Raw genomic sequence first — 26,270 nt, forward strand, 5'->3', positions numbered from 1 at the left:
ATCGCCCGGCTGATACCTCGCTCCGTCTCAGCCGCGCCGCAAATGCTCGTCCAGGCGCGGCATGATCTCGACGAAGTTGCAGGGCATGTGCCGATAGTCGAGCTGCGGCTTCAAAATGCCGTCCCAGGCGTCCTTGCAGGCGCCGGGCGAGCCCGGCAACACGAAGACGAAGGTGGCGTTGACGACGCCGCCGGTTGCCCGGCTCTGGATCGTCGAAGTGCCGATCTTGTCGTAGGAGATGCGGTGGAACACTTCGGAAAAGCCGTCCATGCGCTTTTCGAAGATCGGCTCCAGCGCCTCCGGCGTCACGTCGCGGCCGGTGAAGCCGGTGCCGCCGGTGGTGATGACGACATCGATCGCATCGTCCTTCGACCAGCCCAAAACCTTGTCGCGGATCTTGTCGCGGTCGTCGGTGACGATGTCACGAGCGGCGAGGATGTGGCCGGCCTCGGTGATGCGGTCGGCCAGGGTCTGCCCGGATTTGTCGTCGGCGAGGCTGCGCGTATCTGAAACGGTCAGTACCGCGATGCGTACGGGAACGAAGGGGCGGCTCTCGTCAATCCTGGCCATGCGCCTCAGCCTCCGATGTCATGCTTCGCGTCGCGGCGACAAACCAGTCGGGATGGCGGCTGCGGATATCGACGGCCGCGCGCTTGGCCACATTGCCGGTCTCGAACAGCCCGAAACAGGTGGCGCCGGAACCAGACATTCTGGCAAAACCGGCTCCAGCCTTGTTGAGCACAGAAAGCGCCTTGCCGAGGGCGGGCTGGATTGCACGCGCCGCAGGCTCGAGATCGTTGCGGGTGATCTCCAGCCAGTTGCGGATGCTGTGGAAGTCGAGGCTGTGCGGCAGCGGCGGCAGCCCCGCATTGTCGCGGCGGCCAAGCGCCTCGAACACTTCGGCCGTCGAGACGGCAGTTCCTGGATTGACGAGCACCAGACCCAGGGCCGGGAAACTCCGCACGAGCGTCAGCTCGTCGCCGATGCCGCGGGCTATCAGCGGCTTGGCTGCGAGGCACATCGGCACGTCGGCGCCAAGCGACAGGCCGATCCGCGCCAGTTCGGCATCGCCGATGTCGAGCCTCCAGGCCTGGACCAGAGCACGCAGCACAGCCGCCGCGTCGCTTGACCCGCCGCCGACGCCGGACGCGACCGGCAGGTTCTTTTCGAGCCTGATGGCGACAGCCGGCGCATGCTGGGGACCGGCCTCGCGACGCAGCGCGTCGCGCGCTTTCGCCACCAGATTATTGTCGTCGGCCGGTACCGCGGAGGCGTATTTGCCGGACACGGAAAACCCGTCGCTGTCGGCAAGTTCCGTCTCGATGCGGTCGCCGAAGCGCGTGAACACAGCCAGGCTTTCGATCGTGTGATAACCGTCGGCGCGCCGGCCGGTGACGTGCAGCGCGAGATTTATCTTGGCGTGCGCATGCGATGCCCGGATGCTGGTCTCGGAATCCACTGGCTCGGCCGCGAGGGAGACGACGGTCAATCCTTGGCCAGACGGTATTCGCCGGTCTTCGGATCCTTGACCAGCGTTCCCATCGTACCGTTGGCGGCTTGCTTTTCGGTACGCCGCACCTTGGCGGTCACCCGCTCGGCTTCCCTGACGAAGGAGCGGTAGCCGAAATAGGCGGCAATGCCGACGACGGCGAAGAAGATGATCTGCGGCATGTCAAACTCTCCCTCGCAAGGCCGGCAAGACGGCCGGTCGGGTCGGTTGATGATTTATGCTAGACGCTTTCACCGGCTTTTCAAAGCCCGAAGCGCGCCCACAGCGCGCGCTCTTCCGCCGCATCGATGACGCCGCTTGCCGCGGCGGCGGCAATATCGGGCGCCGAAAAACTCGAGCCGAACAGGCCGAAGCGGCCGAACAGGCCGCGCGGCGCGGTGATCAGCTTGAGCTGGGTCTTCGGCCCGAAACGGCTTTTCAGCACGCTGCGCATGTCGCCGAGGGCATCGACCAGCCCGAGCTCGAGCCCCTTCTTGGCCGTCCAGAACAGGCCGGTGAACAGGTCGGGATCGTCCTTGAGCTTGCTGCCGCGCCTATCCTTGACGAGATCGATGAAGGTCTCGTGGACCTCGAGCTGCAGCGCCTTCAGGCGCTCGACGTCTTCCTTCTTTTCCGGTTTGAACGGGTCGAGCACCGCCTTGTTCTGGCCGGCGGTGTGGACGCGGCGCTCGACGCCGATCTTCTTCAACAGCTCCGGAAAGCCGAACGAGGCCGACACCACGCCGATCGAGCCGACGATGGAGGACGGGTCGGCAAAGATCTCGTCGCCGGCGACCGCGATCATGTAGCCGCCCGATGCCGCCACGTCCTCGACGAAGACCAGGACCTTCTTGTTTTTCTCCGTTGCCAGGTCGCGGATGCGCCTGAAAATCAGCCGCGACTGCACCGGCGAGCCGCCTGGCGAATTGATCGAGATGGCGACCGCCGGCGCGTCGAAGGAAAACAGCTTTTCGAGAAGGCCGGCAGTCGACGCCAGCGACAGGCTCGGCCGGAACTGGCCGCCGCCGGGCATGATGGTGCCGTGCAGCCGGATGACCGGAATGGTGACGACGTTCGAGCGCCAGGATTTCGGCAGCAGGCGATTGAAAAGACGTTTCACGAGGGGGCTGTCTCCGGTCGATTTGCTTGAGGCATGTAGGAATTCGCCGGCCAACGGCAATGCCGTCACCCCGGCAATCAAAATGGATCAGTCTCCGAACAGCGACGCCAACCCGTTATTGATCAGCTCTGCCCGTTCCGAGGGGCCATTGCCTGAATAGGCATGCAGCATCAGCGGCGGCCGGATCGACAGCTTGCCGCGTGCGCCGAGTGCTGCCCGGACGACGATGCGGATCGCTGCCGCTTCGGGGCGAGGATGGACGGCCAGCATCTCGGCATCGCCGAAGCGGCCGGCAATGGCATCGAGGATGGCGCCGAGCTGTTCCGGCCGGGCAATGACGGCCAGCCCGCCGCCCGGCCTGACCACCGCCGCCGCGCTGCGGATCCAGCTGTCGAACAGCCCGTCCTCCGCGACATGCGCGGCCTTTCTCAGCGGATCGGGCGTCGCGCGATCCTCGGCGGCATTGAACGGCGGGTTCATGATGACGAAATCGAAGCTGTTATCCTCGAGGCCGGCGGCCATTCGCGCCCGGCCCGACAGCGCGACATCGGCGACGAGCACCGAGGCGCGGTCGCTGAGATGCGCGTTGCCGGGATGGGCAAGCGTGGTTGTGGCGAAGGCCGCCATTTCCGGAGAACGCTCGACGAGCACTGCCTCGGCACCGGGGCAGCGCGACAGTACCGCCAGGCCGGCGGCACCGGCACCCGCGCCAAAGTCTGCAAGCCGCCCGGCGAACGAGGACGGCACGGCAGCCGCCAGCATCATCGCATCCATGCCGGCGCGGTGGCCTGCCTTTCTCGGCTGCACCAGCCAGAAGCGACCGCGATGGAAGGCATCGACCGTATGAGCCGGCATGTCCGGGACAAGGGCAGCGGGCGACGCGGACATTATTTTTGGCGGATCTCGTTGGCGATGCCGGCATCCGTCAGGATGCGCCGCGCCGCATCGGCCTTGTCGGCGTCCACCATGACACGGCGGGGCAGAATGCCGATCGAGCCGTCGAGCACGCTCATGTTCTGGTCGGCGACGAAAAAGCCGATGCCGGCATCGCGCATCAGCGATTCGACAAAGGAAATGATGACGGCGTCGTTGGTGCGGATGAGCTCTATCATCGAATGAAACTCGCAGTTTGCGGCGTTGATGTAAACGTGGACGTGATTATGTACCAGAGCCGCCGCGCCAATTCGCCTCTTGCCGCACCGGTGGCTGCCGCCCTAGAGTCTGTCCAGGGACCATGTTGCCGTCGTGCATATCGAGGTTGGGAGTTTTGCCGTGGGTGTCGTTCTCAACATTGAAAACGGGAAGCGGGAAGCCGCCTCGATCAAGGACCTTATCGACCTGACCGCCGCCGACATGGGGCGCGTCAATGAACTGATCCTGTCGAAGGCCGGCTCCGACGTCGAGATGATCCCGGAGATTGCCAACCACTTGATCTCGTCCGGCGGCAAACGGCTGCGGCCGATGCTGACGCTCGCCGCCGCCCAGATGTTCGGCTATTCCGGTGACGGCCACGTCAAGCTCGCCACCTCGGTCGAATTCATGCACACCGCGACACTTCTCCACGACGACGTTGTCGACGAAAGCGGCATGCGGCGCGGCAAGAAGACGGCGCGCATGATCTGGGGTAACCAGGCCAGTGTTTTGGTCGGCGATTTCCTGCTCGGCCAGGCCTTTCGCATGATGGTCGATGTCGGCTCGCTGGAAGCGCTCGACATCCTGTCGAGTGCGGCTTCGGTCATCGCCGAAGGCGAGGTGATGCAGCTCGCCGCCGCCAAAAACCTCGAGACCACCGAGGATGAGCATTTCGCCGTGATCAAGGCCAAGACCGCGGCGCTGTTTTCGGCCGCCGCCGAGGTCGGCCCGGTCATCGCCCAGGCGACGCGCAATGATCGCGCAGCACTCCGCTCCTACGGCATGAATCTCGGCCTTGCCTTCCAACTGATCGATGATGCGCTGGATTACGGCGGCACCAGCAAGGACCTCGGCAAGAATGTCGGCGACGATTTCCGCGAGGGCAAGGTGACGCTGCCGGTGATCCTCGCCTATCGGCGCGGCACAAAGGCCGAGCGCAGCTTCTGGAAACGCGCCATCGAGGACAATGCCGCCGACGATGCCGGACTGGAGAAGGCCGTCGGCCTGATGCTCCGCCACGGCGCAATTGCCGACACCATCGGACGCGCCCGCCACTTCGGCGAGATCGCCCGCGACGCACTGGCGCCGCTCGAGGCGACGCCGCAGAAATCGGCGCTGATCGACGTCATCGATTTCTGCATCAGCCGGGTGAACTGAGAGGCGTCGGCGCCCGCGCCTGTTCTCATCGCGCCTTTGCCGGAAGAACCATTGCTGCGAGCAGGCTGACGACGATGCCCGCCGCCGCGAGCCAGAAGGCGACCTGGATGCCGTCGGCGACGGCAATTTTCAAGGCATTGCCGGACAATTCGCCGATTTGGCTGTTCGCAATCGCAATCAGCACGGCCATGCCGACGGCATTGCCGACATTGAGTGTCGTCGAAGCCATCCCCGAGGCGACGCCTTGCTGATCATGCGCAACGCCGGAAGCGGCGGCAATCCACATTGCTGTCCAGACGATGCCTTGTCCGACGCCGGAGACGATCAGGCCGGGTACGAGGGACAGATAGCTGCTCTCCGCGGTCGCGCCTGATACCATCAATGCTGTGCCTACCGCGCCGACGATCATGCCGCCGACCAGCGTGCTGCGCGTCGAAAAGCGCGTCGCCAGACGCTCGCCGGCTTGCGTGCCGGTGGCGATGGCGACCGACGGCACGAGAAAGGCGAGGCCCGTCTGCAAGGCGGTGAAGCCGTGCACGTTCTGCAACAGCACGGTGAGGAAGTAGGGCAGCGCTCCGAAAGTGGCCATGTAGAGGAAGGTGATCGTCATGCCGGCGACGAGGCTGCGGTTGTGGAACAGGCGCAGCGGCATCAGCGGATCGGCGCTCTTCGCCTCGATCATCGTGAAAGCGATCAGGAAGAATGCCGCCAGTGCTGCACTGACGATGATTGCGGTCGATCCCCAGCCATATTCGGGCCCCTGAACCAGTGTGAAGACAAGCAAGGTCGCGCCGGCGGTGACGGTCAGCGCGCCCGGCAGATCGAAGCTGCGGTGCTCGTGCGGCTTCGGATCGCGCGGAATGATGGCGAAAGCCGCGATGATGGCGATCCCGGCCAAAAGCACGTTGACGTAGAAGACCGACGGCCAGCCGAAGGCGCTGGTCAGAAACCCGCCGGCAAGCGAACCGAGCGTCAGGCCGCTGGCGCCTGCGCCACCCCAGACGGCGAGCGCCCGGTTGCGTTCCGGTCCTTCGGCGAACAGACGGTTGATCAGCGACAGCGTCGCCGGAAACAGGAAGGCGCCGCCGATGCCTTGCACGGCGCGGGCCGCAATGATGATTTGCGGCGACCATGCGAGGCCGCCGACCAGGGACGAGAGCGCGTAGAGCCAGAGCGCGAAGATGAAGACGCGGCGCTGGCCGATCAGGTCGGCGGCCCGGCCGCCGAACAGTAGGAAGCCGCCGGTGAACACGGTATAGGCGCTGACCACCCATTGCAGGGTCTGGCCTGAAAATCCGAGGCCGGCGCCGATCTCCGGCAACGCCACGAAGACGATGTTGAGGTCGAGCGCGATGATGAGCTGCGCGAAGGCGAGCAGCGCCAGCGTTGCGCCGCGCTTCGCGCTGGTTGTTCCTTGCGCTGCCATCGCCCCGAGCGGCGCGCCTTGATCGAGTGAACTCATGCCGGTCTCCTTGTCGACAATTATTTAATGATCGACAAAGAATTGAGATTTGCAATCCGAAGTCAAGCGGATTATTTGTTGATCGACAAAAATTGGAGACCGCCATGGCAGGCAGGCCAAGGGAATTCGACCGCGACCAGGCGCTTGAGAAAGCCCGCGACGCCTTTTGGAGACGCGGCTACGAGGGCACCTCGATGGCCGATCTCGTATCGGCGCTTGGCCTCGCATCGGCGCGCATCTATGCCGCCTTCGGCTCGAAGGAGGACCTGTTTCGCGAAGCGGTGGCGCTTTACGAAGCCAATGAGGGCGGCTTCGCCACGCGCGCGCTGCAGGAAGAACCAAACGTCCGGCGCGTCATCGAGCGCATGCTTCGCGACGCCGTCGAAATCTATACGCGGCCGGGGCGGCCGCAGGGCTGCATGGTGGTGACGGCCGCGACCAATTGCGCCGTCGAAAATGACGCCGTGCTGCAATGGCTGGCGGAGCACCGGCTGGCACGTACCGCATCGATCGTCGAGCGATTGAAAAAGGCCGTGCGCGATGGCGAATTGAAGCCGGCCACCGACGCCGCGGCGTTGGGCGATTATTATGCCACGCTGATGCACGGCCTTTCGGTGCAGGCACGCGACGGCATTCCGAAAAAACGGCTGCACGATCTTGTCACCGTCGCCATGCAGGCGCTCGACGCAAGGCTTTCGCAAACGTCCTGAGTTCCGGGCCGTGACGCCTCACTTACCGGCTTGTTCGGCGGCCCTTCTGGGATTGACCTCCGGCGTCGGCGGCGGCGAACGCTGCTTCGTAGATACGATCGAGATGGCGAAGGCTTCTTCGTCGCGCGGCACTTCCAGCATCGGCGCCCCCATGGCTGGCGAAGCAAGAATTGAAATCTCATCCTGCCACGCAAAGTTGCATGGCGGAAGCTTTCAACCGATGGCGCTTATGGATCGCTTACGGCATCGGGCAAATAGCGACGCGCAGGCAGCGCCAAAGCGGACGCCACGCGGTCAAGGGTCGCAGTTCAGGCCCTTTCGGCATGGTTTATTAATTGCTTGACCCGATTGTGAATTCGGGCCGGGTTGAAGCACGACCCCAAAAAGGCCATGCTTTACCTGTAAAGATCGAGTCTACGGCGATCCCGCTGACGCGGAGATGGCGTTTGGCTGAAAGGGATATGATGCGGCAAGGATATGCGCGCTGGCTGACGGGGCTGGCAATCGCGACGGGCATGGCGATCTCGGCTCTGCCGGTCCATGCCAAACAGACCGCAGAGCCGGTCAGGATCACATCCTTCTCGGGGGCCTATCTCGCCGCCCGGATTGCCGAAGGCGACAACGACCTCGACAGCGCCGTCTCCTACTACAAGCAGGCGCTTGCCTTCGATCCGAACGATACGGGACTGCAGCAGAGCCTGATGCTGTCGCTGATCGCACAGGGGCGCTTCGATGAGTCCCTGGTCTACGCCGACAAGCTCAAGGCGGTTCCCGATGTCGAGCGCTTCTCGCGCCTGGCGCTGGCCATCGATTCCTTCCACAAGAAGGATTTCTCCAAGGCCGAATACTGGCTCAAGCTGTCGCTCGAATCCGATCTCGACCGGCTGATTTCCGGCGTCATGACCGGCTGGGCCAAGCAGGGTGCGGGTGACGCCGGCGAGGCCATGGCTTCCATCGACAAGCTGCAGGGCCCCGACTGGTTCGGCCTGTTCAAGTCCTTCCACCGTGCCTTGATTGCCGACGCCTCCGGCCTGCCCGACAGGGCGGATGCGCTCTACACCGCCACCCTGCAGGACACGGCCGCCGGCGGTGCCGCCCCCGAAACATGGATGCGCAACGCGCAGGCCTACGCCTCTTTCCTCGCCCGTAAGGGCGACAAGGCCAAGGCGCTGTCGGTGCTCGACCAGGCCGAGACATTTGCGCCCGGCAAGGTCGAGATTGCAGCCCTTCGCGACAAGATCAACAAGGGCGAAAGGATCCAACCCTTCGCTGCCGGCCCGTCGGACGGCGCCTCGGAAATCCTGCTCGATCTCGCCACCGCGCTCAACCGCGGCGGCGGCGAGCCGTTCGTGCGGCTTTATCTGCAATATGCGCTGGCGCTGCGGCCCGACAATGACGCGGCGCTCGTTCAGCTTGCCGCCGTTGCCGAGCAGTTGAAGGACGGCGAGGGCGCCATCGCGCTCTATCGCCGCATTCCCGCCGGTTCGCCGCTGAAGGAGCTTTCGGACCTGCAGCTCGGCCTCAACCTTGCCGATCTCGACCGCAACGACGAGGCGATCACCCACCTCAAGGCCATCGTCGATGCGCATCCCGACGACATGCGCGCCTATCTGGCGCTCGGCGGGGTCTATTCCTCGAAGGAGGATTTCCGCTCCGCCGCCAATCTTTATGACAAGGCGGTCGAGGTGCTGAAGACGCCGACCGCCGTCAACTGGAACATCTTCTACCAGCGCGGCATCGCCTATGAGCGGCTGAAGGAATGGCCGAAGGCCGAGCCGAATTTCCGCAAGGCGCTGGAGCTCTACCCCGACCAGCCGCAGGTTTTGAACTATCTCGGCTATTCCTGGGTCGACAAGGACATGAACCTCAAGGAAGGCCTCGCGATGATCCAGAAGGCCGTCGACCTGAGGCCGAGCGACGGCTACATCGTCGATTCGCTGGGCTGGGCCTATTATCGCCTTGGCCAGTTCGACGACGCTGTGCGCGAAATGGAACGCGCCGTTTCGTTGAAGCCGGAGGATCCGGTGCTCAACGATCACCTCGGCGACGCCTACTGGCGCGTTGGCCGCAAGCTGGAAGCCACCTTCCAGTGGAACCAGGCCCGCGACCTGAAGCCGGACCCGGACGTGCTTGCCGCCTTGCAGCAAAAGCTGATGAAGGGCCTGCCGCCGATCGAATCCAACACGGCGCAGGAAACCCCGAACGTAAAGCCCGAGCCGGCGCCCGCCCCGAAGGGGTGACCCCATCGCCTTGACGGTCGCGGAGCGGCACTCTACGAGGTGCCGCATCCCGCCGGAGGCCGCCGTGACCGTTGACATCCCTGCCCACACGCATCCCAGCCGCTCGTTCCAGGGGCTGATCCTGACCTTGCATAATTATTGGGCGGACTATGGCTGCGTCGTCCTCCAGCCTTACGACATGGAAGTCGGCGCCGGTACCTTTCATCCGGCAACGACATTGCGCGCGCTCGGCCCAAAACGCTGGAACGCGGCCTATGTCCAGCCCTCGCGCCGCCCCAAGGACGGCCGCTATGGCGAAAATCCGAACCGGCTGCAGCATTATTACCAATACCAGGTGATCCTGAAGCCCAATCCGCCCAATTTGCAGGAGCTTTACCTCGGCTCGCTGGCCGCGATCGGCATCGATCCGCTGCTGCACGACATCCGCTTCGTCGAGGACGACTGGGAAAGCCCGACACTGGGCGCCTGGGGACTGGGCTGGGAGTGCTGGTGCGACGGCATGGAGGTGTCGCAGTTCACCTATTTCCAGCAGGTCTGCGGCATCGAATGCGCGCCGGTGGCGGGTGAGCTCACTTACGGGCTGGAACGGCTGGCCATGTATGTGCAGGGCGTCGACAATGTCTACGACCTCAACTTCAACGGCCGCGAAGGCGCCGACAAGGTGACCTATGGCGACGTCTTCCTGCAGGCCGAGCAGGAATATTCGCGCCACAATTTCGAATTCGCCAACACGGTGATGCTGCTCAGGCATTTCGAAGACGCCGAGGCCGAGTGCAAGGCGCTGCTACAAGCCGGCGCGCCGGCGTCGAACGACAATCTGGCGATGCACAGGATGGTATTCCCCGCCTACGACCAGTGCATCAAGGCCAGCCATGTCTTCAACCTGCTCGACGCACGCGGCGTCATTTCCGTCACCGAGCGCCAGAGCTACATCTTGCGGGTGCGCAATCTGGCCAAAGCCTGCGGCGAGGCGTTTCTGCTGACGCAGGCGGGTGGAATGGCGGCTTAGCTCCAGGCGATTTCGACAGGGGCGCTGATTGGCAACGTGCCTTGGCCGCTTGCACCGGCTATTGTCCGCAGCGCCTGCCGGACGCCGGGCATCGAGAAGGCACCGTGCACCTGCGCTGTAAAACAGGCGCTGAGCGCGAGGATCTGCAGGAATGTCGATGCCGTTTTCATGGTCGTTCAGCCAATAGCTCTCTGCCTGAGCGTTGGTCGCTTCAGCGCTGCGTTCGGTTCATGGAAATCTTTGATCCAAGGACGGGCGGACCGGCGCGTGTCCGACAGGAGGCTGAATTTTTTCGGAAATCGCCGCTGGACGCCTTGATCGTGCTGGCCCGATCTTGCTGGGAAGGGTGACAGCAGCCGACCGAGTTGCTATGCCCCGCTTACCTCCGCCTCGATGGGGGAGGACGCCGCGAAGCGGCGGCTGTTTTTTGTCGCGTGAGCTCTTTCAATGCCTGACCTGCTTCTAGAACTTCGTTCCGAAGAAATCCCCGCTCGCATGCAGCGCAAGGCGGCCGGCGATCTCAGGAAGCTTTTGACCGACGGTCTGGTTGAAGCCGGGCTGACCTATGAGGCGGCGCGCGAATATTGGACGCCGCGTCGGTTGGCGCTCGACATCCGCGGCCTGACCGCCCGCTCGAAGGACATCAGCGAGGAGATCAAGGGCCCCTCGACCAAGGCGCCCGAGCAGGCGGTGCAAGGTTTTCTGCGCAAGGCCGGCCTTGCCTCGATTGCCGAGGCGCATGTCCATTCCGATCCGAAGAAGGGCGACTTCTATGTCGCCCATATTTCCAGGCCGGGCAGGTCGGCGGAGCAGATCATCGCCGAGCTGGTGCCGGGCATCATCCGCAACTTCCCCTGGCCGAAATCGATGCGCTGGGGGCCGGCGTCGGCCAAGCCCGGGTCGCTGCGCTGGGTGCGGCCGCTGCAATCGATCCTGTGCACCTTCGGCCCGGAAACCGAGGAGCCGGTGGTGGTCGATTTCGAGATCGACGGTATCCGCTCAGGCAACGTCACCTACGGCCACCGTTTTCATGCGCCGGGCGCCATCACGGTGCGCCGCTTTGACGATTACGTCGCCAAGCTTGAAGCGGCCAAGGTCGTGCTCGATGCCGACCGACGCAAGGAGATCATTCTTGCCGATGCCAGGAACCTCGCCTTCGCCAGCGGGCTCGACCTCGTCGAGGACGAGGGGCTGCTGGAGGAAGTGTCGGGCCTGGTCGAATGGCCCGTCGTGCTGATGGGCGAATTCGAGCAGGATTTTCTGGCCATTCCGGCCGAGGTGATCCGGCTCACCATCCGCGCCAACCAGAAGTGTTTTGTGACGCGGCCGCATGGCGCGGGCGAAGAGCTCTCCAACCGCTTCATCCTGACCGCCAATGTCGAGGCCAAGGATGGCGGCAAGGAGATCGCCCATGGCAACGGCAAGGTGGTGCGCGCCCGCCTGTCCGACGCGCTCTATTTCTGGAAGACCGACCAGGGCGACCTGCCGGATCTCGACCAGTTGCAGGCATCGGCGGAAAAGTTCGGGCTTGACCTCAACAAGCCGCTCGACCAGCGCATGGCCCGCCTCGACCATCTCAATGTGACGTTTCATGCCAAGCTCGGCACGCAGGGCGAGCGGGTGGAGCGGATTGCGCGCTTGGCCGAAGAACTGGCACCAATCGTGGTGCGCGCAATCTCCCCCCTTGAGGGGGAGATGGCCGGCAGGCCAGAGGGGGTCGCTTCGCGTGAAGCGCCGGCATCCTCGGTCCACAAGAGAGAGTCGCGTCAGGACGCACCGATCCCCTCTGTCGCCTTCGGCGACATCTCCCCCTCAAGGGGGGAGATTACCGCGCTGGCGCGTCGCGCTGCCGTCCTCGCCAAGGCCGATCTCACCACCGAGGTGGTTGGCGAATTCCCGGAACTGCAGGGCGCCATGGGTCGCAAATACGCCCTGCTGCAACGCGAGCATCCGTCGGTCGCCGCTGCGATCGAGGAGCACTACAAGCCGCAGGGGCCGTCAGATCGCGTGCCGACTGATCCGGTATCGATCGCCGTGGCGCTCGCCGACAAGCTCGATACGCTGGTCGGGTTCTGGGCGATCGACGAAAAACCGACCGGATCGAAGGACCCCTATGCGCTGCGGAGAGCGGCGCTGGGGGTAACGAGGATACTGATTGAGAACGGGATTAGGTTGTCCCTGAAATCTGTGGCCAATATCGCGTCCGAAGATATTGCAGGTCACATACGCGATCCCAAACTCGACCGACAGTTCGAAATTGCTGCGGAGCTAGAGCAGCAACTCGGAGGAGATTCGCTTACCGATCTCGTCATCGAACGCGATTCCGCAATCTCAAACAACACCTTTGAGCGTTCCGGAGAAAGGCAGCAGCAAGAGATCAACAATCTCCTCTCCTTCTTCCACGATCGCCTCAAAGTCTATCTCCGCGATCAGGGTGCGCGGCACGACCTGATCGACGCGGTGCTGGCGAGTGGCGCTGCCCCCTCATCCGGCCCTTCGGGCCACCTTCTCCCCGCTGGGGAGAAGAGGCTGGCACCGGCGTTGGCGACCTCTTCTCCCCTCGGGGAGAAGGTGGCCGCGAAGCGGCCGGATGAGGGGGCTTCGCAAAACGACGACCTTCTGCAAATCGTCCGCCGGGTCGAAGCCCTTGGCTCGTTCCTCGACACCGAGGACGGCAAGAACCTGCTTGCCGGCACCAAGCGCGCGGCCAACATCGTGGCTGCCGAAGAGAAGAAGGCGACAGCGATCGCAAGCAGCGTTGAGCCGGCTCTGTTCCGGGAGGGCGCCGAAAAAACCCTGTTCGCGGCGGTGAATCAGGCCGAGAGGCAAGCCGGCGAAGGAATTCAAAACGAAGACTTTTCCGCCGCCATGCTGGCGCTTAGCGTGTTGCGCGAGCCGGTTGATTCATTCTTTGAGAAAGTCCTGGTAAACGACGAGGACCAGGCGGTGCGCGCCAATCGCCTGGCATTGCTCGCCCGCATCCGCGCGGCGACCGACCGGGTCGCGGATTTCTCCAAGATAGCCGGCTGACGTCTGGGAAAAAATCATCGCTTGTGGCGCTATTTGGGCTGGTCGGGAGCTGCTAGCGGCGCAGGCTGCGGCGCTGCCGGCTCAGGGGTTTTGCTGGCGACCTTTGGATCGGCCTTGCTGTTCGCGGCGGGCGCGGCGGCGGTGGCCGGCGCGGCTCTGGGCGCGGGCGTTGCAAAGGCATCGCCGACGATACCGCCGCGAATGATCATCGGGCTTCCGGTGAAGCCATGGCTCGGCTGGCTCGGGATTGCCGCGACCTTTTCATCGGTGACGTTTCCATTGACGTTGGCCAGCTTCTCGCCAAGCGCGACGATCGACGGTGTTTTCGTCCGCTCGACCGAGCCGGGACTGGCCACCGTACCGACCACCGAAGGCGTCGCCGTCGTCTGCCCGAGAAAAACCAGCGACGAGGCCTGTGCCGTGCCGGCCATAACCGCCAGACCAAGCGCACCAAGGATACGCATCGAAAGCATGATAGTTCCCCTTGCCCAAGAAGACGGCACCCTAGCCGAGGGCAGTTGATGCCGGCTTGCGGGGAAACATAGCATTTTAGCGATTTGCGATTCGCCAACGCCTGGGCTTGCTCGCCCGGCGTCGCCGTATTAGGCACCCGCATCCGTGAGGTGACGACAGTGGCTGAAATTCGTACCGTCGGCGAGGCGATGGAAAGGGCGTTGGCGCTGCTCGAAAGCGGCGACGTCGTCGCCATACCGACCGAGACCGTCTATGGGCTGGCCGGCGACGCGACCAATGGCGTTGCCGTGGCTCGTATCTTCGAAGCCAAGGGTCGCCCGCGCTTCAACCCGCTGATCGCCCATATAGCCGATCCGACGATGGCCGAGCGCATCGCGCTGTTCGATCCGCTGTCGGAAAGATTGGCGCAGGCATTCTGGCCGGGACCGCTGACGCTGGTTCTCCCGCAGCGGCCCGGCAACGGCATTCATCCGCTGGTCACCGCCGGTCTGGACACCATCGCGCTGCGCATGCCGAAAGGCTTTGGCGGCGAGCTGATCGCCAGGTTCGGCCGCGCGCTTGCGGCGCCCAGCGCCAATTCCTCGGGCAGGATCAGCGCCACCACGGCCGAGGCCGTGGCCGCCGACCTCGGTCCCCGGATCAAGCTCATCGTCGATGGCGGCGCGACGCGGGTCGGGCTGGAATCGACGATCCTCAAGGTCGAAGCCGGAAAGCTGCGGCTGCTGCGACCGGGCGGCATTGCCGCCGAAGAGATCGAAGCAGTGGCCGGGACAAAGTTGCTGCGCGGCGCTTCGGGCATCGAGGCGCCCGGCATGCTCGCCTCGCATTACGCTCCGGGTGCGGCGGTGCGGCTCAATGCCGGCAAGGTCGCCACAGGCGAAGCCTTGCTGGCCTTCGGCCGCCGCCGTGCCGAGGGCTGGCGCGATGCAGCCGCACTGCGCAATTTGTCGGAGACCGGCGACCTGCGCGAGGCAGCAAGCAATCTCTTCGCTCATCTGCAGGATCTCGATGGCAGCGGCGCCAAAACCATCGCCGTCGAGCCGATCCCGTTCGAAGGGCTGGGCGAGGCGATCAACGACAGGCTTTCGCGCGCCGCCGCCCCGCGTGACAAGATCGCCCCTCGTGACAAGATGGATTGAGCACCATAGTTTCCACCCATGAACGACATTTCCCCCGACCTCGATCCTGCCGTCATCGCGCGCTTTGTGACAATCGTCGGCGACAAATATGCGCTGCGCGACCAGCAGGACATCACGCCTTACCTCGCCGAGCGGCGCGGACTTTGGCACGGCAGGACGGCGCTGGTGCTGAGGCCGGGGACCGTCGAGGAGGTCAGCCGCATCATGCGGCTGGCGAGCGAAACGGGCACGCCGATTGTACCGCAAAGCGGCAACACCGGGCTGGTCGGCGCCCAGGTGCCGGACGCGTCCGGCCGCGAGATCGTGCTGTCGCTGTCGCGGCTAAACCGCATCCGTGAGATCGATACCCTGTCCAACACGGTGACGGTCGAAACCGGCGTCATCCTGCAGACGCTGCAGGAAGCGGCCGATGCCGCCGACCGGCTGTTTCCGCTGTCGCTTGCCGCGCAAGGCTCCTGCCAGATCGGCGGCAATCTCTCTTCCAACGCCGGTGGCACCGGCGTGCTTGCCTACGGCAATGCGCGCGAACTCTGCCTCGGCGTCGAAGTGGTGCTGCCGACCGGCGAAGTGTTCGACGATCTGCGCAAGCTGAAGAAGGACAATACCGGTTATGATCTGAAGGACCTGTTCGTCGGCGCCGAGGGTACGCTCGGCATCATCACCGCCGCCGTGCTCAAGCTTTTCCCCAAGCCCAAGGGGCGCGAGGTGGCGTTTGCCGGCCTGTCATCGCCGGAGGCGGCACTGTCGCTGTTCAGCCTCGCGATGGACCGTGCAGGGGCAGCGCTCACCGCCTTCGAGCTGATCGGCCAGAGGCCTTACGACTTCACGCTTGCCCACGCACAAGGCGTAGTGCGGCCGCTGGCCGGCGATTGGCCGTGGTATGTGCTGATGCAGATCTCGTCGGGCCGCTCGGCCGAGGATGCACGGGCGCTGATCGAAGAGGTGCTGGAGGCAGGCCTCGAGCAAGGGATCGTCGGCGATGCGGTGATCGCGTCAAGCATCGCCCAGGGCGATGCGTTCTGGAATTTCCGCGAAGTGCTGCCCGAGGCGCAGAGACCCGAAGGTGCCTCGATCAAGCACGACATCTCGGTACCGGTGGCGTCGATCCCGCCCTTCATCGAAAAGGCCGCCGGCGCCGTGCAATCGGTCAGTCCCGGCGCACGCGTCGTCTGCTTCGGCCACATGGGCGACGGCAATCTGCACTACAACATTTCCCGGCCGGTCGACGGTGACGACGAGGCGTTTCTCGGCCTTTACCACGTCATGAACAAGGCCGTGCACGACGTCGTGCGCTCGTTTCATGGCTCGATCTCGGCCGAGCACGGCATCGGCCAGTTGAAGCGGGACGAATTGATCGCGACGGCGCCGCCGATCGCGATCGAGCTGATGCGCAGGGTGAAGGCCGCTTTCGATCCCGCCGGCATCATGAATCCCGGTAAGGTTATCTGATCCTTTCGCCGGCCCGCGCCGGTTCGTATTCCGATAACCATCCGCCTCGGATCAGCAAAATTTAACCGACTTTCTTAAGCGCGAGGATAAGAAGCTCGCGCTAATGTTTCTCCACAACGAGGCTGGGAAAACCGGCCCGGAGATCCGGAAACACCGGCTCTCAGGAGAAACAGGAAAGGCACGATATGAACACTGGACTGAAGCCAGTCTGGGCCGGGCGCAATATGCGCCTCGACCCATTCCGCCTGCCGCAGGTGGTGAGCTACGCCACGCGCGACGACTATGGCGACGTTACCTTCACCATCGATCAGCGCGGCGCGGTTATCCGCCGCACGCTGGAGATGAGTGGCGTGCCGGCGATCATCGCTCTGCCCGCCAACGCGTTTCGCGGCGTCGCCGCCCGCGCCATGGAGGATCCGGATGGCAATGTCACAGTGACGCTTGAGCTTCTGCACAACGACCCGATGCTGTCGGTGCCGCTGCTGGTCGCCGACGATCTCGACGACGTCGCCGCCGACTGGCGCGCCTGGGCCGACGCCTACCGCCTGCCGATGCTTCTGATCGAGGCCGACGGCATTGCTCGCACGCTGGAAGAATCACTCGGCGCCGCCATCAAGGCGCTCCCGGCGCAGGACCGTCGCAAAGGTCGCGTCTCGACCATGCGCCGCCCGCGCTTCCTCGCCCGCCGCCGCGCCGGCGACCTCGGCCTCAGGCTGGTCATCGGCGGCGAGGAGCTTATTTCGCGGGAATAGGCCTGAGCGCCTCTTCCTTCTCCCCCTGTGGGAGAAGGTGGCCGAGCGGAGCTCGGTCGGATGAGGGGTGTTCCAGGGACCGCCAACGCCTCATTTCTTCCAACATCCCTCAACCGTCTTGGCGCTACGCGCCAATCCACCTTCTCCCACAGGGGGAGAAGGGAAAAGGCTCCTAAACCAGCGGCTTCAGCGCCACCCAAACCGCGCCGCCGATCAGGCCGAGGAAGATCAGCCAGCCGACCTGGTTGTTCGATCTGAACAGCCTCAGGCACTGGTCCGGATCGTCGATGTCGAGCACGCCGATCTGCCGCGCCAGATGGGCGCCGGCGGCAATCAGCCCGGCGAGCGCCGGCACCGGTGCCTGCGCCGAGGCGAAAGCAATGGCGAAGCAGACCAGCGCTCCGCCATAAAGTCCGGCAAGCCAGGCCTTGGTGTTGTCGCCGAACAGGCGCGCCGTCGAGCGCACGCCGACGATGGCGTCGTCCTCCTTGTCCTGATGCGCATAGATCGTGTCATAGCCGATCACCCACAGGATCGAGCCGATATAGAGCATGATTGCCGGCCCATCGAGATCGCCGAACTCGACCGCCCATCCCATCAGCGCCCCCCAGGAAAAGGCAAGACCGAGAACCAGTTGCGGCCAATTGGTGTACCGCTTCATGAACGGGTAGATGGCGACGATGACCAGCGAGCCGATGCCGAGCAAGATGGCCAAGCTGTTGAACTGCAAAAGCACGGCGAGGCCGACCAGTGCCTGCAAGACAACAAACATCCAGGCCTGCCGGCGCGTAACCTTGCCGGCCGGCAGCGGCCGCGAGCGTGTGCGTTCCACCTGGTTGTCGATGTCCTCGTCGACCAGGTCGTTGTAGGTGCAGCCGGCGCCACGCATGGCGAACGCGCCAAGAAAAAACAGCAGCAGATACCACGGCGACGGCAGCAGCGAGAGCAGCGGGTCCGTCGGACGCGGATAGGCGCTCGCGGCAAGTGCAGCCGACCACCAGCATGGCCACAGCAGCAATTGCCAGCCGATCGGCCGGTCCCATCGGGCAAGCTGCGCATAGGGCCACAACCCCCGCGGCAGCGCGCGATAGACCCAGTGGCCGCTCGGCGCATCGGCGACGCGGCCCTGGGCCGCTTTCGACTGGACGGTTTCCATTTTGCTGGAGTGGCAGCAGAGGCGAATGCCGTCAAGCGTCAAGCAGGCCGGATCCGCTCGCGGCGCGGAATCGCCGCCGCGGACAGCCAAATGTCTTGACCCGCCGCCCGGGGCGCAATAGCGCAGTCCTGATCGGAACGGGCAAGGAATCCAGGCATGCGTGTTTTGCTGATCGGCTCCGGCGGACGAGAACATGCGTTGGCCTGGAAGATGGCGGCGTCGCCGCTGCTGACCAAACTCTACGCGGCGCCCGGCAATCCGGGCATCGGCGGCGAAGCCGAGTTGGTGAGGCTCGATGTTTCGGATCATGCAGCGGTGGTCCGGTTTTGCCGCGAGAAAGAAATAGACCTCGTCGTGGTCGGCCCGGAAGGGCCGCTGGTCGCCGGCATTGCCGACGACCTTCGCGCCGAGGGCATCCGCGTCTTCGGCCCGTCAAAGGCAGCGGCACGGCTGGAAGGCTCGAAGGGGTTCACCAAGGACCTCTGCGCCAAATACGGCATCCCGACCGCCGCCTATGGCCGCTTCGGCGATCTGGCTTCGGCCAAGGCCTATGTCGAGAGAATGGGTGCGCCGATCGTCATCAAGGCCGACGGCCTCGCTGCCGGCAAGGGCGTCACCGTCGCCATGACGCTTGACGAGGCGCTGGCCGCGCTCGACGCCTGTTTCGACGGCTCCTTCGGCCAGGCCGGCGCCGAAGTGGTGGTCGAGGAGTTTCTCAGCGGCGAAGAGGCAAGCTTCTTCTGCCTTTGCGACGGCATCACCGCGCTGCCCTTCGGCACCGCGCAGGATCATAAGCGCCTCAGTGACGGCGACACCGGCCCCAACACCGGCGGCATGGGCGCCTATTCGCCGGCGCCGGTGATGACGCCGGAGATGATCGACCGCACCATGCGCGAGATCGTCGAGCCGACCATGCGCGGCATGGCTGAAACAGGCGCGCCGTTTTCCGGCGTGCTGTTCGCCGGGCTGATGATATCAGACAGCGGGCCGAAGCTGATCGAATACAACACCCGTTTCGGCGACCCGGAATGCCAGGTGCTGATGATGCGGCTGAAGGACGATCTCCTGGTCCTACTCAACGCCGCCGCCGACGGCCAGCTGGCGCACACCTCGGTGCGCTGGCGCGACGAGGCGGCGCTCACCGTGGTGATGGCAGCCAGGGGTTATCCCGGCACGCCGGAAAAGGGCTCGGTCATTCGCGGCGTCGAGGCAGCGGCAGGCGACGGCGTCGAGATTTTTCACGCCGGCACCGCCATCAACGGCGGCGCACTCGTCGCCAATGGCGGTCGCGTGCTCAACGTCACGGCGACCGGCCGCACCGTCGGCGAGGCGCAGAAGAAGGCTTACGCCGCGCTCGACCGGATCGACTGGCCGCAAGGCTTTTGCCGCCGCGACATTGGCTGGCTGGCGGTGGCGCGCGAGCAGGCGAACTGACGCTTCAGGCGGCCCTCAGCCTCAGCGCAGGCCGCGGCCGAATACGGTCGAGACGCTGCTGACCGCATCGGCGGTGGGGGCAATTCCAGACACCGATGCCAGGCGCTCTTCGTTTCGCGTCCAGGCAACATATTCGGCAATCCCGCGCGGAAGGCTCGGCGCCGCCTTCGCCGCAGGCATTTGAAAGCCGCTGCTGAACCTGGCCAAGCGCGTCCTGAATACCGCGACCAGTTGCTCGAGGCTCGCGGGTGCTGCCACTGTGGCATAGGTCATGGCAGTGCCGGCGAGCCCCGCCTCGCGTGAGAGCGGCACCGGTATCGAGGCGAGATAATCCGGCTGCACGTCGATCAGGCCGCCGAACGGCCACTGTGCGCGCAATTCCGTCGCGTTCATCGGCGCGACGCTGACATCGATATCGTTGGGCGTGCCCGCAACCCTGTAGGGACAGCGGAACCGGCCGCAATTTGCTCGCGCCGAAAACTGCCAGAGCGCATAGCCCTGCCAGTTGCCCATCGGAAAATGCACATCGATGTCTGGCTTATAACGCGCGTACCACAGCGGCAACCGGGACAGGAGCGGGTATTTATACTTATTGTCGGCGATATGCCTGGCGGTCGTGCCGTTGGTGTAGAGCACCGGAAAGCGGCCAACCCGACGATGCACATGGCGCACGAATTCCTCGGCATCCTCGAGCGACATCCATTGGGTGGGATCATCGTCCTCGATGTCGAGGGCAAGCAGGTCATCCGGCCCGGGTTTCACGAAATTGATGAAATTATTGGCCTGTCCCACGGGGTTGCCAGGGCGGGCGAGATGATAGGCACCCCATTTCAGGCCCAGCGCCTTGGCCACCACCTTGCGCGTCTGGAACAGTTCCTGTGCCATCGCATGGCGCTTCCAAAGCGTCTTGCACAGACGCATCTCGGTCTCGTCGCCGAAACAGAAATAGGGTGGCGGCATTCCGTCGGATGCCTTGTTGATGAAGCCGACAAGACGCTTGTCGGCAGCTAGCCGGGTCCAGTCAATGGAATTGTATTCGTAGGCGTCGACGACCAGCGCCCGGTCCGCATCCTTCCACGGTTCGGAGAAATCCGAGGCCCTTGCCGGCGTCAGCGCCAGGGTTATCGCGGCCGCGACAAGGAGAAGCGCTGAGCGGACAAGGGGGTGCGCCGGCGTTTTCAAACAGCAGGTCCTTGCTGGCCAAAGCCAGATCCTGAACCGCCATGGTTAAGGAAATGCTTTCGATCGCGGCCCGCGGATGCCACGGCTCGGACAGCTTCTCCGTCGATGGTCTTGATGGTTGTCACTGGCGAGAGGGGATATGAAACGGATTGAGCGCCGGCACTTGCGACAGCGTTCCCTCGGCCTCGCGTTTGCGATGAGGGGTCAGCGAGCATGGTGGTGAGCACAATGTGCCGCGATCCGACCAATAGGCTGCGCCGTTCTCGACCTTACCTTCATGATAGCAAAAACCGGCCGCCCGCCAAAGCAGGCGCATTCGATGCAGCGATGGGCGTCAAGTCTGCGAGCACGAGGCAATCCTATTTCGGTATTCTGCTCTATCTTGGCGAATTTAGCCTGCGTCGTGGCAATTGCAAAATCCACGTGACAAAGTTTGACGTTTACGTAAAAAGAAGATGGACAGGGAACTCCGAAAGCAGATGATTTTGCGCCGGCACGGGTCTTAACTTGGCCTGCCGGACTGAGGAGAGCCAGGCTGAGGAGAAGCGAGCGCCATGTATCGGGCACCGGTCGAGGAAATCGCCTTCACCCTGAAGCATGTCGCCGGCTTGAAGGCGGCGCTCGATGCCGGCACCTTTGGCGAACTCGGCGAAGACCTCGTCGACGCCATTCTGGCCGAGGCCGGCCGTTTCGCCAGTGAGGAGGTGGCGCCGCTCTATGAGATCGGCGACCGGCAAGGCGCGGTGCTCAACGGCGCTGCCGTCACCACGCCAACCGGCTGGAAGGAACTTTATCGCCGCTGGATAGATGGCGGCTGGAACGCGCTGTCCGCGCCGGAAGCGTATGGCGGCCAGGCGCTGCCGGCCATGCTCGGCGCCGCCGCGCTCGAAATGTGGAACTCCGCCTCAATGGCGTTCGGCATCGCTCCGACGCTGACCATGGGTGCGGTCGAAGCACTCGACAAGCACGGCTCGCAAGCGCTCAAGGCCAAATATCTGGAAAAGCTGGTCTCTGGCGAATGGATGGGCACTATGAACCTGACCGAGCCGCAGGCCGGCTCGGACCTGAATGCCTTGCGAACCCGTGCCGAGCCGGCCGGCGACGGCACCTACCGCATCTTCGGGCAAAAGATCTTCATTACCTATGGCGAGCACGATTTCACCGACAACATCATCCATCTGGTGCTGGCGCGGCTGCCGGACGCGCCGGCCGGCACGCGTGGCCTTTCGCTGTTCCTGGTGCCGAAATTCCTGGTTGGCGACGATGGCGCGCTGGGCGGGCGCAATGACGTCTTCTGCTCCGCGCTGGAGCACAAATTGGGCATCCACGCTTCGCCGACCTGCACCATGATCTATGGCGATGGCTTCGAAGGCAGCACGCCCGGCGCGATTGGCTGGCTGGTCGGCGAGGAGAACAAAGGCCTCGCCTGCATGTTCACCATGATGAACAATGCGCGTCTTGCCGTCGGCATCCAGGGCGTCGCGGTCGCCGAGGCGGCGACGCAGAAGGCGCTGGCCTACGCCAATGATCGCCGGCAAGGCAAGGCGGCAAGCTATCGCGGTGCCGGCATGGCGCCGATCGTGCATCACCCCGACATCCAGCGCAGTCTTCTGACTATGAAGGCGCTGACCCAGATTGCCCGCGCCATCTGCTATTCCTGCGCCCACGCCATCGATCTCGCGTCCGCGAGCGAGGATGCAAAGCACTGGCAGGAACGCGCCAATCTTTTGACGCCGCTGGCTAAGGCGTTTTCCACCGATGTCGGCGTCGAGGTCGCCTCGCTTGGGCTTCAGGTGCATGGCGGCATGGGGTTCATCGAGGAGACGGGGGCTGCAGCGCTTTATCGCGACGCACGCATTGCGCCCATTTACGAAGGCACCAATGGCATCCAGGCAATCGATCTGGTGACGCGCAAACTGCCGCTCGGCGGCGGCCAGCATGTGCATGGCTACATCGCCGAGCTCAAGGCCGTCGCCGATGCGGTGCGAGCGTCGAACCTTGAAGGCTTCGGCCGCACCGCCGATCGGCTCGACCAGGCGCTCGACGACCTCTCCCAGGCAACCCGTTTCCTGCAAGACTTGCAGGCCGAAGGCCGTTCGGACGAGGCGCTGGCCGGCGCCACACCTTATCTCAGGCTGATCTCGCTTGCCGCTGGCAGCGCCTATCTGGCGCGCGGTGCGCTTGCCGACCAAAACCGCATCGCGCTTTGCCGGTTCTTCGCCGAGAACCTGCTGGGCGAGGTGGGCGCGCTGAAGGAGCGCGTCATCGGCGGCGCCGACAGCCTTGGCGTTGCCGGCAAAGCGCTGATTTCAGCCTGACGTTCGCAACGCCCGAAATTCACAAAGGACCAATCCGTGACAGACCACATCCTCGTCGAACGCCAGGGTGCCATCCAGATCATCCGCATGAACCGTCCGGACAAGAAGAACGCCCTGACCCGCGCCATGTACGCGACGATGTCGGCGGCTCTTGCCGGCGGCGACGCCGATCCGGCGATCCGCGTCCATGTCTTTCTCGGCGCGCCCGGCGCCTTCTCGTCCGGCAACGACCTTGCCGATTTCATGGTCGTCGCCTCGGGCGGCGAAAGCGGTACCGAAGTCTGGGATTTCCTGATGGCGCTGGCCAAAGCGGAGAAGCCCATGGTTTCCGGCGTCGACGGGATTGCGGTCGGCATCGGCACCACGCTCAACCTGCATTGCGACCTGACGTTCGCCACGCCGCGCACAATATTCCGGACGCCCTTCGTCGATCTCGGCCTTGTGCCGGAGGCCGGTTCGAGCCTGCTGGCACCGCAGATCCTCGGCCGGCAGGGCGCTTTCGCGCTGCTTGGCCTTGGCGAGGGCTTTTCGGCCGAGCGGGCGAAGGCCGCCGGGCTGATCTACGAGGTGGTCGAGGAAGACGCACTCGAAGCATCGGTATTGGCGGCGGCGGGCCAGATCGCGGCCAAGCCGCCGCAAGCGCTGAGGATCGCGCGAGACCTGATGCGCGGCTCGCGCGAAGACCTTGTCGAGCGCATCGGCCAGGAAAGCCAGCATTTCCGCGAGCGGCTCAAATCCGATGAAGCCCGCGCCGCCTTGACCGCCTTCTTGACCAGGAAAAAGGCCTAGACCTTCTGGCCTTGTCTCGCATCGTGGACCCGCCGGCAGCAATCGGCGGGTTTTCTCGCCATGCTCTCTTTGTCACATCGCCATTTTTTTACATTCGGCCTGGGCCTTTGCCGAAGACGTGTCGATCATGAATGTCTTGCCTTTGGCGTCGGTCATCAACATCATGCAATGCTTGATCGGTTTCGCCATTTTCATCATTTCGGCGCTCATCTTCGCGTCGGGCATCATGGTGCCCATATGCCCATCGGGCATGATCGCCATGACCTCGCCACCCTTCATCACCGTCATTGTCCCCATCGCGTCCTCCGCAAAGGCTTGCGAAGCGAAAAGGCCGGCAAGACCGGCTATCGTGACCAACCTGAGTGAATGCATTGCGTCCTCCTGAATTTGCGCCAGCGGCGCGTTGAGCCCTTCCCTGGTTCGTCCCCGCAAGCTGGAACGTTTCACGCACACGAGATCGTGAAGTGAGATCGGAAGCGCCAGGTCTCTGGAGCCCGGGAGTTCCGGGTGGTTCGGCGCAGGCGGTATGGCCTGACCTGGGTGCCGAGCGACTTACAAGGCCTAAGCCACCGCTGGGCGGCGTGCATGACGGTGAGGATTTCGACAGTCTCGCCGTCGACGCGATGAGGGATGATATACGGCTTCGACCAAGACGAGTTCCCGTGTCCCCTTGATGCGCCCGACACGCCCCATCGCGGTTGTTCGGCGAGATGTCCCGCCGCCGTTACGATGCGCGCAATGACTCTCGCGGCGGCCTCGGGATTGTCTTTCTCGCCATGCGCGCCGATTTCATCAAGCCGCCGCAGCGCCCGCTCGGTTTAGCGGATTGACTGTGGCTTATGCCTGGCGGGTCGACTTGACGTATTTCCCGACAACAGCCTCTACCTCGCCGGCACTGGCAAAATCGCCGCGCGAGCTTCAGCCAATCCTGCCTCTATTTCGGCGAGTTGCCATTCCTCACGGGCTACAAAATCCTCGATGGCCTGCGCAGCCACATAGGAGTCACTCCTGCGATTGAAACAGCGCGGCATCGTCCCCTACGGATAAAGCCTCACCTTGTCCCAGCCGCCCTCGGCGTTGCGCGAAAAGACGACACGGTCGTGCAGCCGGAACGGACGGTCGTGCCAGAACTCGATGGTCTGGGGCACGATGCGGAAGCCCGACCAGTGTTTTGGCCGCGGGATGTCGCCGATAGCGTGGCGCGCCGTATATTCGGCGACCGCCTTTTCCAGCGCGAAGCGGCTTTCCAGCGGCCGCGACTGTTTGGAGGCCCAGGCGCCGATGCGGCTGCCGCGCGGGCGGGTCGCGTAATAGGCATCGGCTTCGGCGTCGGTGACGATCTCCACCGGGCCGCGCGCCCGCACCTGCCGGCGCAGCGATTTCCAGTGGAAGCACATTGCCGCTTTCATGCTGCCCAGGATCTCACGGCCCTTGGCGCTCTCGAAGTTCGTGTAGAAGACGAAGCCGCCCTCATCGAAGCCCTTGAGCAGCACCATGCGCACATTCGGCATGCCCTCGGCATCGACCGTCGCCAGAGCCACGCTGTTGGGGTCGTTGATCTCGCTCTTCGTCGCATCGTCGAGCCACGCCGCAAAAAGCCGGAACGGCTCCGCCGCCTCGGTAAAGTCACCGCTTGTTAACCCGGTTTCGCTCATAGTTTTCCCAAATTTGTCGCCGGCTGGGGAGATTGCCGATTGTCGCGTATCGCGCAAGCTTTTGACAGTGGGCAATGGAACGTTATCGCTTCGGCCAGCGCCAAAGCCATGATCGTGATAATCGTCCTGCCGCTTGCCGCGTGTGGCGGCGGCGGCTTCAGCCTCGAGCAGGCGGAGGTCGACCGCTCGGTGCTGACCTCGAGCACGCCGGCCCCAGTCACGTCGCTCGATCAGGACCGCGCCTCCGACCAGGCCACGATCCGCAACGCCGTGTCCTCCGCCGACGTCGAGCAACTGGCCGGGCAGGCCGTTCCCTGGGCGAATGCCGACACCGGCTCGCGCGGCTCCATCACCGAACTGGCGGAATTCAGGGCTAACGGCGAGACATGCCGTCGCTTCACCGCGTCACGCGAAAGCTTCGACGGCGTCGTGCTGTTCAAGGGCGAAGTATGCCTGGCCGGCGGCAGCGCCTGGCGAATGCAGGACTTCAAGGCGCTCTGATTTTCCGCCAGCCATATGGTGGCAAGCCACTGGAATTTCTTCCTATGCGAGCGCATATAGGGGTAGCAAATC

27 protein-coding genes and 1 pseudogene are annotated in these 26,270 nt (G+C 64.2%); 12 read left to right on the plus strand and 16 right to left on the minus strand.

Annotated features, from left to right (window positions below):
* Nucleotides 1-27: 27 nt before the first annotated feature.
* From moaB to NKH71_RS11540, 6 genes are all read right to left on the minus strand, one after another.
* On the minus strand, nucleotides 28-570 hold the full coding sequence (gene moaB / locus NKH71_RS11515) for a molybdenum cofactor biosynthesis protein B (protein ID WP_023716860.1): 543 nt from the start codon (nucleotides 568-570) through the stop codon (nucleotides 28-30).
* Nucleotides 557-1,459, minus strand: a complete 903-nt coding sequence (locus tag NKH71_RS11520) for a 4-(cytidine 5'-diphospho)-2-C-methyl-D-erythritol kinase (RefSeq protein WP_352895093.1) — start codon at nucleotides 1,457-1,459, stop codon at nucleotides 557-559. The genes moaB and NKH71_RS11520 overlap by 14 nt, the downstream gene beginning before the upstream one ends.
* 26 nt (nucleotides 1,460-1,485) lie before the next feature.
* Nucleotides 1,486-1,671: a membrane protein gene (locus tag NKH71_RS11525; RefSeq protein WP_023674078.1), complete on the minus strand. Its 186-nt coding sequence runs from the start codon at nucleotides 1,669-1,671 to the stop codon at nucleotides 1,486-1,488.
* A gap of 80 nt (nucleotides 1,672-1,751) precedes the next feature.
* A complete protein-coding gene (locus tag NKH71_RS11530; RefSeq protein WP_023716862.1) occupies nucleotides 1,752-2,609 on the minus strand; it encodes a S49 family peptidase in 858 nt (285 codons plus the stop codon).
* 87 nt (nucleotides 2,610-2,696) lie between these two features.
* The gene (locus NKH71_RS11535; protein WP_352483733.1) at nucleotides 2,697-3,497 is read right to left on the minus strand and encodes a tRNA1(Val) (adenine(37)-N6)-methyltransferase; all 801 of its coding nucleotides are present in this window, start codon (nucleotides 3,495-3,497) and stop codon (nucleotides 2,697-2,699) included.
* Nucleotides 3,497-3,721 carry a putative signal transducing protein gene (locus NKH71_RS11540; RefSeq protein ID WP_023716864.1) on the minus strand — a complete coding sequence of 75 codons (225 nt, stop codon included), beginning with the start codon at nucleotides 3,719-3,721 and terminating at the stop codon, nucleotides 3,497-3,499. The genes NKH71_RS11535 and NKH71_RS11540 overlap by 1 nt, the downstream gene beginning before the upstream one ends.
* Nucleotides 3,722-3,881: 160 nt before the next feature.
* Here NKH71_RS11540 and NKH71_RS11545 point away from each other — a divergent pair, with 160 nt between their 5' ends.
* On the plus strand, nucleotides 3,882-4,898 hold the full coding sequence (locus NKH71_RS11545) for a polyprenyl synthetase family protein (RefSeq protein ID WP_023716865.1): 1,017 nt from the start codon (nucleotides 3,882-3,884) through the stop codon (nucleotides 4,896-4,898).
* A 25-nt stretch (nucleotides 4,899-4,923) separates the two neighbouring features.
* Here NKH71_RS11545 and NKH71_RS11550 read toward each other — a convergent pair whose 3' ends face one another.
* On the minus strand, nucleotides 4,924-6,360 hold the full coding sequence (locus tag NKH71_RS11550; RefSeq protein ID WP_198030447.1) for an MFS transporter: 1,437 nt from the start codon (nucleotides 6,358-6,360) through the stop codon (nucleotides 4,924-4,926).
* 104 nt (nucleotides 6,361-6,464) lie between these two features.
* Between NKH71_RS11550 and NKH71_RS11555 the strand changes: the two genes are divergently transcribed.
* Nucleotides 6,465-7,070: a TetR/AcrR family transcriptional regulator gene (locus NKH71_RS11555; protein ID WP_023716867.1), complete on the plus strand. Its 606-nt coding sequence runs from the start codon at nucleotides 6,465-6,467 to the stop codon at nucleotides 7,068-7,070.
* Between the two features lie 18 nt (nucleotides 7,071-7,088).
* Here the strand turns inward: NKH71_RS11555 and NKH71_RS11560 are convergent, their stop codons facing one another.
* A complete protein-coding gene (locus NKH71_RS11560; protein ID WP_352483732.1) occupies nucleotides 7,089-7,211 on the minus strand; it encodes a hypothetical protein in 123 nt (40 codons plus the stop codon).
* 323 nt (nucleotides 7,212-7,534) lie between these two features.
* Here NKH71_RS11560 and NKH71_RS11565 point away from each other — a divergent pair, with 323 nt between their 5' ends.
* Nucleotides 7,535-9,310 carry a tetratricopeptide repeat protein gene (locus NKH71_RS11565; RefSeq protein WP_023716869.1) on the plus strand — a complete coding sequence of 592 codons (1,776 nt, stop codon included), beginning with the start codon at nucleotides 7,535-7,537 and terminating at the stop codon, nucleotides 9,308-9,310.
* Nucleotides 9,311-9,374: 64 nt separating this feature from the next.
* Nucleotides 9,375-10,319: a glycine--tRNA ligase subunit alpha gene (locus tag NKH71_RS11570; protein WP_023716870.1), complete on the plus strand. Its 945-nt coding sequence runs from the start codon at nucleotides 9,375-9,377 to the stop codon at nucleotides 10,317-10,319.
* Here NKH71_RS11570 and NKH71_RS11575 read toward each other — a convergent pair.
* Nucleotides 10,316-10,489, minus strand: a complete 174-nt coding sequence (locus NKH71_RS11575; protein WP_023716871.1) for a hypothetical protein — start codon at nucleotides 10,487-10,489, stop codon at nucleotides 10,316-10,318. The two genes, NKH71_RS11570 and NKH71_RS11575, sit on opposite strands and share 4 nt — an antisense overlap.
* 277 nt (nucleotides 10,490-10,766) lie before the next feature.
* On the opposite strand from NKH71_RS11575, the gene glyS reads away from it, so the two are divergent.
* Nucleotides 10,767-13,349 carry a glycine--tRNA ligase subunit beta gene (gene glyS / locus NKH71_RS11580; protein ID WP_352483731.1) on the plus strand — a complete coding sequence of 861 codons (2,583 nt, stop codon included), beginning with the start codon at nucleotides 10,767-10,769 and terminating at the stop codon, nucleotides 13,347-13,349.
* A 29-nt stretch (nucleotides 13,350-13,378) separates the two neighbouring features.
* Here the strand turns inward: glyS and NKH71_RS11585 are convergent, their stop codons facing one another.
* Nucleotides 13,379-13,822, minus strand: coding sequence for a hypothetical protein (locus NKH71_RS11585; protein WP_352548670.1), 444 nt, complete (start codon nucleotides 13,820-13,822; stop codon nucleotides 13,379-13,381).
* Nucleotides 13,823-13,981: 159 nt separating this feature from the next.
* Between NKH71_RS11585 and NKH71_RS11590 the strand changes: the two genes are divergently transcribed.
* From NKH71_RS11590 to NKH71_RS11600, 3 genes are all read left to right on the plus strand, one after another.
* Nucleotides 13,982-14,962, plus strand: coding sequence for an L-threonylcarbamoyladenylate synthase (locus tag NKH71_RS11590; protein WP_352483729.1), 981 nt, complete (start codon nucleotides 13,982-13,984; stop codon nucleotides 14,960-14,962).
* Nucleotides 14,963-14,980: 18 nt separating this feature from the next.
* Nucleotides 14,981-16,411 (plus strand): FAD-binding oxidoreductase, encoded by a 1,431-nt coding sequence (locus NKH71_RS11595; RefSeq protein WP_352548667.1) that lies wholly within the window; start codon nucleotides 14,981-14,983, stop codon nucleotides 16,409-16,411.
* Nucleotides 16,412-16,596: 185 nt separating this feature from the next.
* Nucleotides 16,597-17,163, plus strand: coding sequence for a DUF6101 family protein (locus tag NKH71_RS11600; RefSeq protein WP_023674094.1), 567 nt, complete (start codon nucleotides 16,597-16,599; stop codon nucleotides 17,161-17,163).
* A gap of 172 nt (nucleotides 17,164-17,335) precedes the next feature.
* Here the strand turns inward: NKH71_RS11600 and ubiA are convergent, their stop codons facing one another.
* Entirely contained in the window at nucleotides 17,336-18,319 is a 984-nt protein-coding gene (ubiA, locus tag NKH71_RS11605) for a 4-hydroxybenzoate octaprenyltransferase (RefSeq protein WP_352588985.1), read from the minus strand.
* Nucleotides 18,320-18,475: 156 nt separating this feature from the next.
* Between ubiA and purD the strand changes: the two genes are divergently transcribed.
* Nucleotides 18,476-19,753 carry a phosphoribosylamine--glycine ligase gene (gene purD / locus NKH71_RS11610; RefSeq protein WP_352547529.1) on the plus strand — a complete coding sequence of 426 codons (1,278 nt, stop codon included), beginning with the start codon at nucleotides 18,476-18,478 and terminating at the stop codon, nucleotides 19,751-19,753.
* A 21-nt stretch (nucleotides 19,754-19,774) separates the two neighbouring features.
* Here the strand turns inward: purD and NKH71_RS11615 are convergent, their stop codons facing one another.
* Nucleotides 19,775-20,935 carry a glycoside hydrolase family 25 protein gene (locus tag NKH71_RS11615; RefSeq protein WP_502898258.1) on the minus strand — a complete coding sequence of 387 codons (1,161 nt, stop codon included), beginning with the start codon at nucleotides 20,933-20,935 and terminating at the stop codon, nucleotides 19,775-19,777.
* Between the two features lie 554 nt (nucleotides 20,936-21,489).
* On the opposite strand from NKH71_RS11615, the gene NKH71_RS11625 reads away from it, so the two are divergent.
* Together NKH71_RS11625 and NKH71_RS11630 are read left to right on the plus strand one after the other, a co-directional pair.
* Nucleotides 21,490-23,253, plus strand: coding sequence for an acyl-CoA dehydrogenase family protein (locus tag NKH71_RS11625; RefSeq protein WP_352895013.1), 1,764 nt, complete (start codon nucleotides 21,490-21,492; stop codon nucleotides 23,251-23,253).
* 36 nt (nucleotides 23,254-23,289) lie between these two features.
* Entirely contained in the window at nucleotides 23,290-24,042 is a 753-nt protein-coding gene (locus NKH71_RS11630) for a crotonase/enoyl-CoA hydratase family protein (protein ID WP_352788402.1), read from the plus strand.
* 72 nt (nucleotides 24,043-24,114) lie between these two features.
* Here the strand turns inward: NKH71_RS11630 and NKH71_RS11635 are convergent, their stop codons facing one another.
* From NKH71_RS11635 to pdxH, 4 genes and pseudogenes are all read right to left on the minus strand, one after another.
* Nucleotides 24,115-24,414, minus strand: a complete 300-nt coding sequence (locus tag NKH71_RS11635; protein WP_023716881.1) for a hypothetical protein — start codon at nucleotides 24,412-24,414, stop codon at nucleotides 24,115-24,117.
* Nucleotides 24,415-24,485: 71 nt separating this feature from the next.
* Nucleotides 24,486-24,848, minus strand: a complete 363-nt coding sequence (locus NKH71_RS11640) for a type II toxin-antitoxin system RelE/ParE family toxin (RefSeq protein WP_352547692.1) — start codon at nucleotides 24,846-24,848, stop codon at nucleotides 24,486-24,488.
* 31 nt (nucleotides 24,849-24,879) lie between these two features.
* A pseudogene (locus NKH71_RS33435) lies at nucleotides 24,880-25,052 on the minus strand (CopG family ribbon-helix-helix protein); the annotation flags it as partial.
* Between the two features lie 27 nt (nucleotides 25,053-25,079).
* Nucleotides 25,080-25,697: a pyridoxamine 5'-phosphate oxidase gene (gene pdxH, locus NKH71_RS11645; RefSeq protein WP_292663882.1), complete on the minus strand. Its 618-nt coding sequence runs from the start codon at nucleotides 25,695-25,697 to the stop codon at nucleotides 25,080-25,082.
* Nucleotides 25,698-25,736: 39 nt separating this feature from the next.
* Here pdxH and NKH71_RS11650 point away from each other — a divergent pair, with 39 nt between their 5' ends.
* The gene (locus NKH71_RS11650; protein WP_352588994.1) at nucleotides 25,737-26,198 is read left to right on the plus strand and encodes an RT0821/Lpp0805 family surface protein; all 462 of its coding nucleotides are present in this window, start codon (nucleotides 25,737-25,739) and stop codon (nucleotides 26,196-26,198) included.
* Nucleotides 26,199-26,270: the final 72 nt, after the last annotated feature.

The organism is Mesorhizobium sp. M0983 (assembly GCF_040318975.1).
Classification (GTDB): domain Bacteria; phylum Pseudomonadota; class Alphaproteobacteria; order Rhizobiales; family Rhizobiaceae; genus Mesorhizobium.

Bases quoted from the DNA above. Each gene is read 5' to 3' on its own strand.
- NKH71_RS11585 (WP_352548670.1), bottom strand. From the start codon at position 13,822: ATGCTTTCGATGCGTATCCTTGGTGCGCTTGGTCTGGCGGTTATGGCC.
- NKH71_RS11625 (WP_352895013.1), top strand. From the start codon at position 21,490: ATGTATCGGGCACCGGTCGAGGAAATCGCCTTCACCCTGAAGCATGTC.
- NKH71_RS11600 (WP_023674094.1), top strand. From the start codon at position 16,597: ATGAACACTGGACTGAAGCCAGTCTGGGCCGGGCGCAATATGCGCCTC.
- ubiA (WP_352588985.1), bottom strand. From the start codon at position 18,319: ATGGAAACCGTCCAGTCGAAAGCGGCCCAGGGCCGCGTCGCCGATGCG.
- glyS (WP_352483731.1), top strand. From the start codon at position 10,767: ATGCCTGACCTGCTTCTAGAACTTCGTTCCGAAGAAATCCCCGCTCGC.
- NKH71_RS11540 (WP_023716864.1), bottom strand. From the start codon at position 3,721: ATGATAGAGCTCATCCGCACCAACGACGCCGTCATCATTTCCTTTGTC.
- moaB (WP_023716860.1), bottom strand. From the start codon at position 570: ATGGCCAGGATTGACGAGAGCCGCCCCTTCGTTCCCGTACGCATCGCG.
- pdxH (WP_292663882.1), bottom strand. From the start codon at position 25,697: ATGAGCGAAACCGGGTTAACAAGCGGTGACTTTACCGAGGCGGCGGAG.
- NKH71_RS11535 (WP_352483733.1), bottom strand. From the start codon at position 3,497: ATGTCCGCGTCGCCCGCTGCCCTTGTCCCGGACATGCCGGCTCATACG.
- NKH71_RS11550 (WP_198030447.1), bottom strand. From the start codon at position 6,360: ATGAGTTCACTCGATCAAGGCGCGCCGCTCGGGGCGATGGCAGCGCAA.
- NKH71_RS11555 (WP_023716867.1), top strand. From the start codon at position 6,465: ATGGCAGGCAGGCCAAGGGAATTCGACCGCGACCAGGCGCTTGAGAAA.
- NKH71_RS11525 (WP_023674078.1), bottom strand. From the start codon at position 1,671: ATGCCGCAGATCATCTTCTTCGCCGTCGTCGGCATTGCCGCCTATTTC.
- NKH71_RS11575 (WP_023716871.1), bottom strand. From the start codon at position 10,489: ATGAAAACGGCATCGACATTCCTGCAGATCCTCGCGCTCAGCGCCTGT.
- NKH71_RS11635 (WP_023716881.1), bottom strand. From the start codon at position 24,414: ATGCATTCACTCAGGTTGGTCACGATAGCCGGTCTTGCCGGCCTTTTC.
- NKH71_RS11565 (WP_023716869.1), top strand. From the start codon at position 7,535: ATGCGGCAAGGATATGCGCGCTGGCTGACGGGGCTGGCAATCGCGACG.
- NKH71_RS11560 (WP_352483732.1), bottom strand. From the start codon at position 7,211: ATGCTGGAAGTGCCGCGCGACGAAGAAGCCTTCGCCATCTCGATCGTA.
- NKH71_RS11595 (WP_352548667.1), top strand. From the start codon at position 14,981: ATGAACGACATTTCCCCCGACCTCGATCCTGCCGTCATCGCGCGCTTT.
- purD (WP_352547529.1), top strand. From the start codon at position 18,476: ATGCGTGTTTTGCTGATCGGCTCCGGCGGACGAGAACATGCGTTGGCC.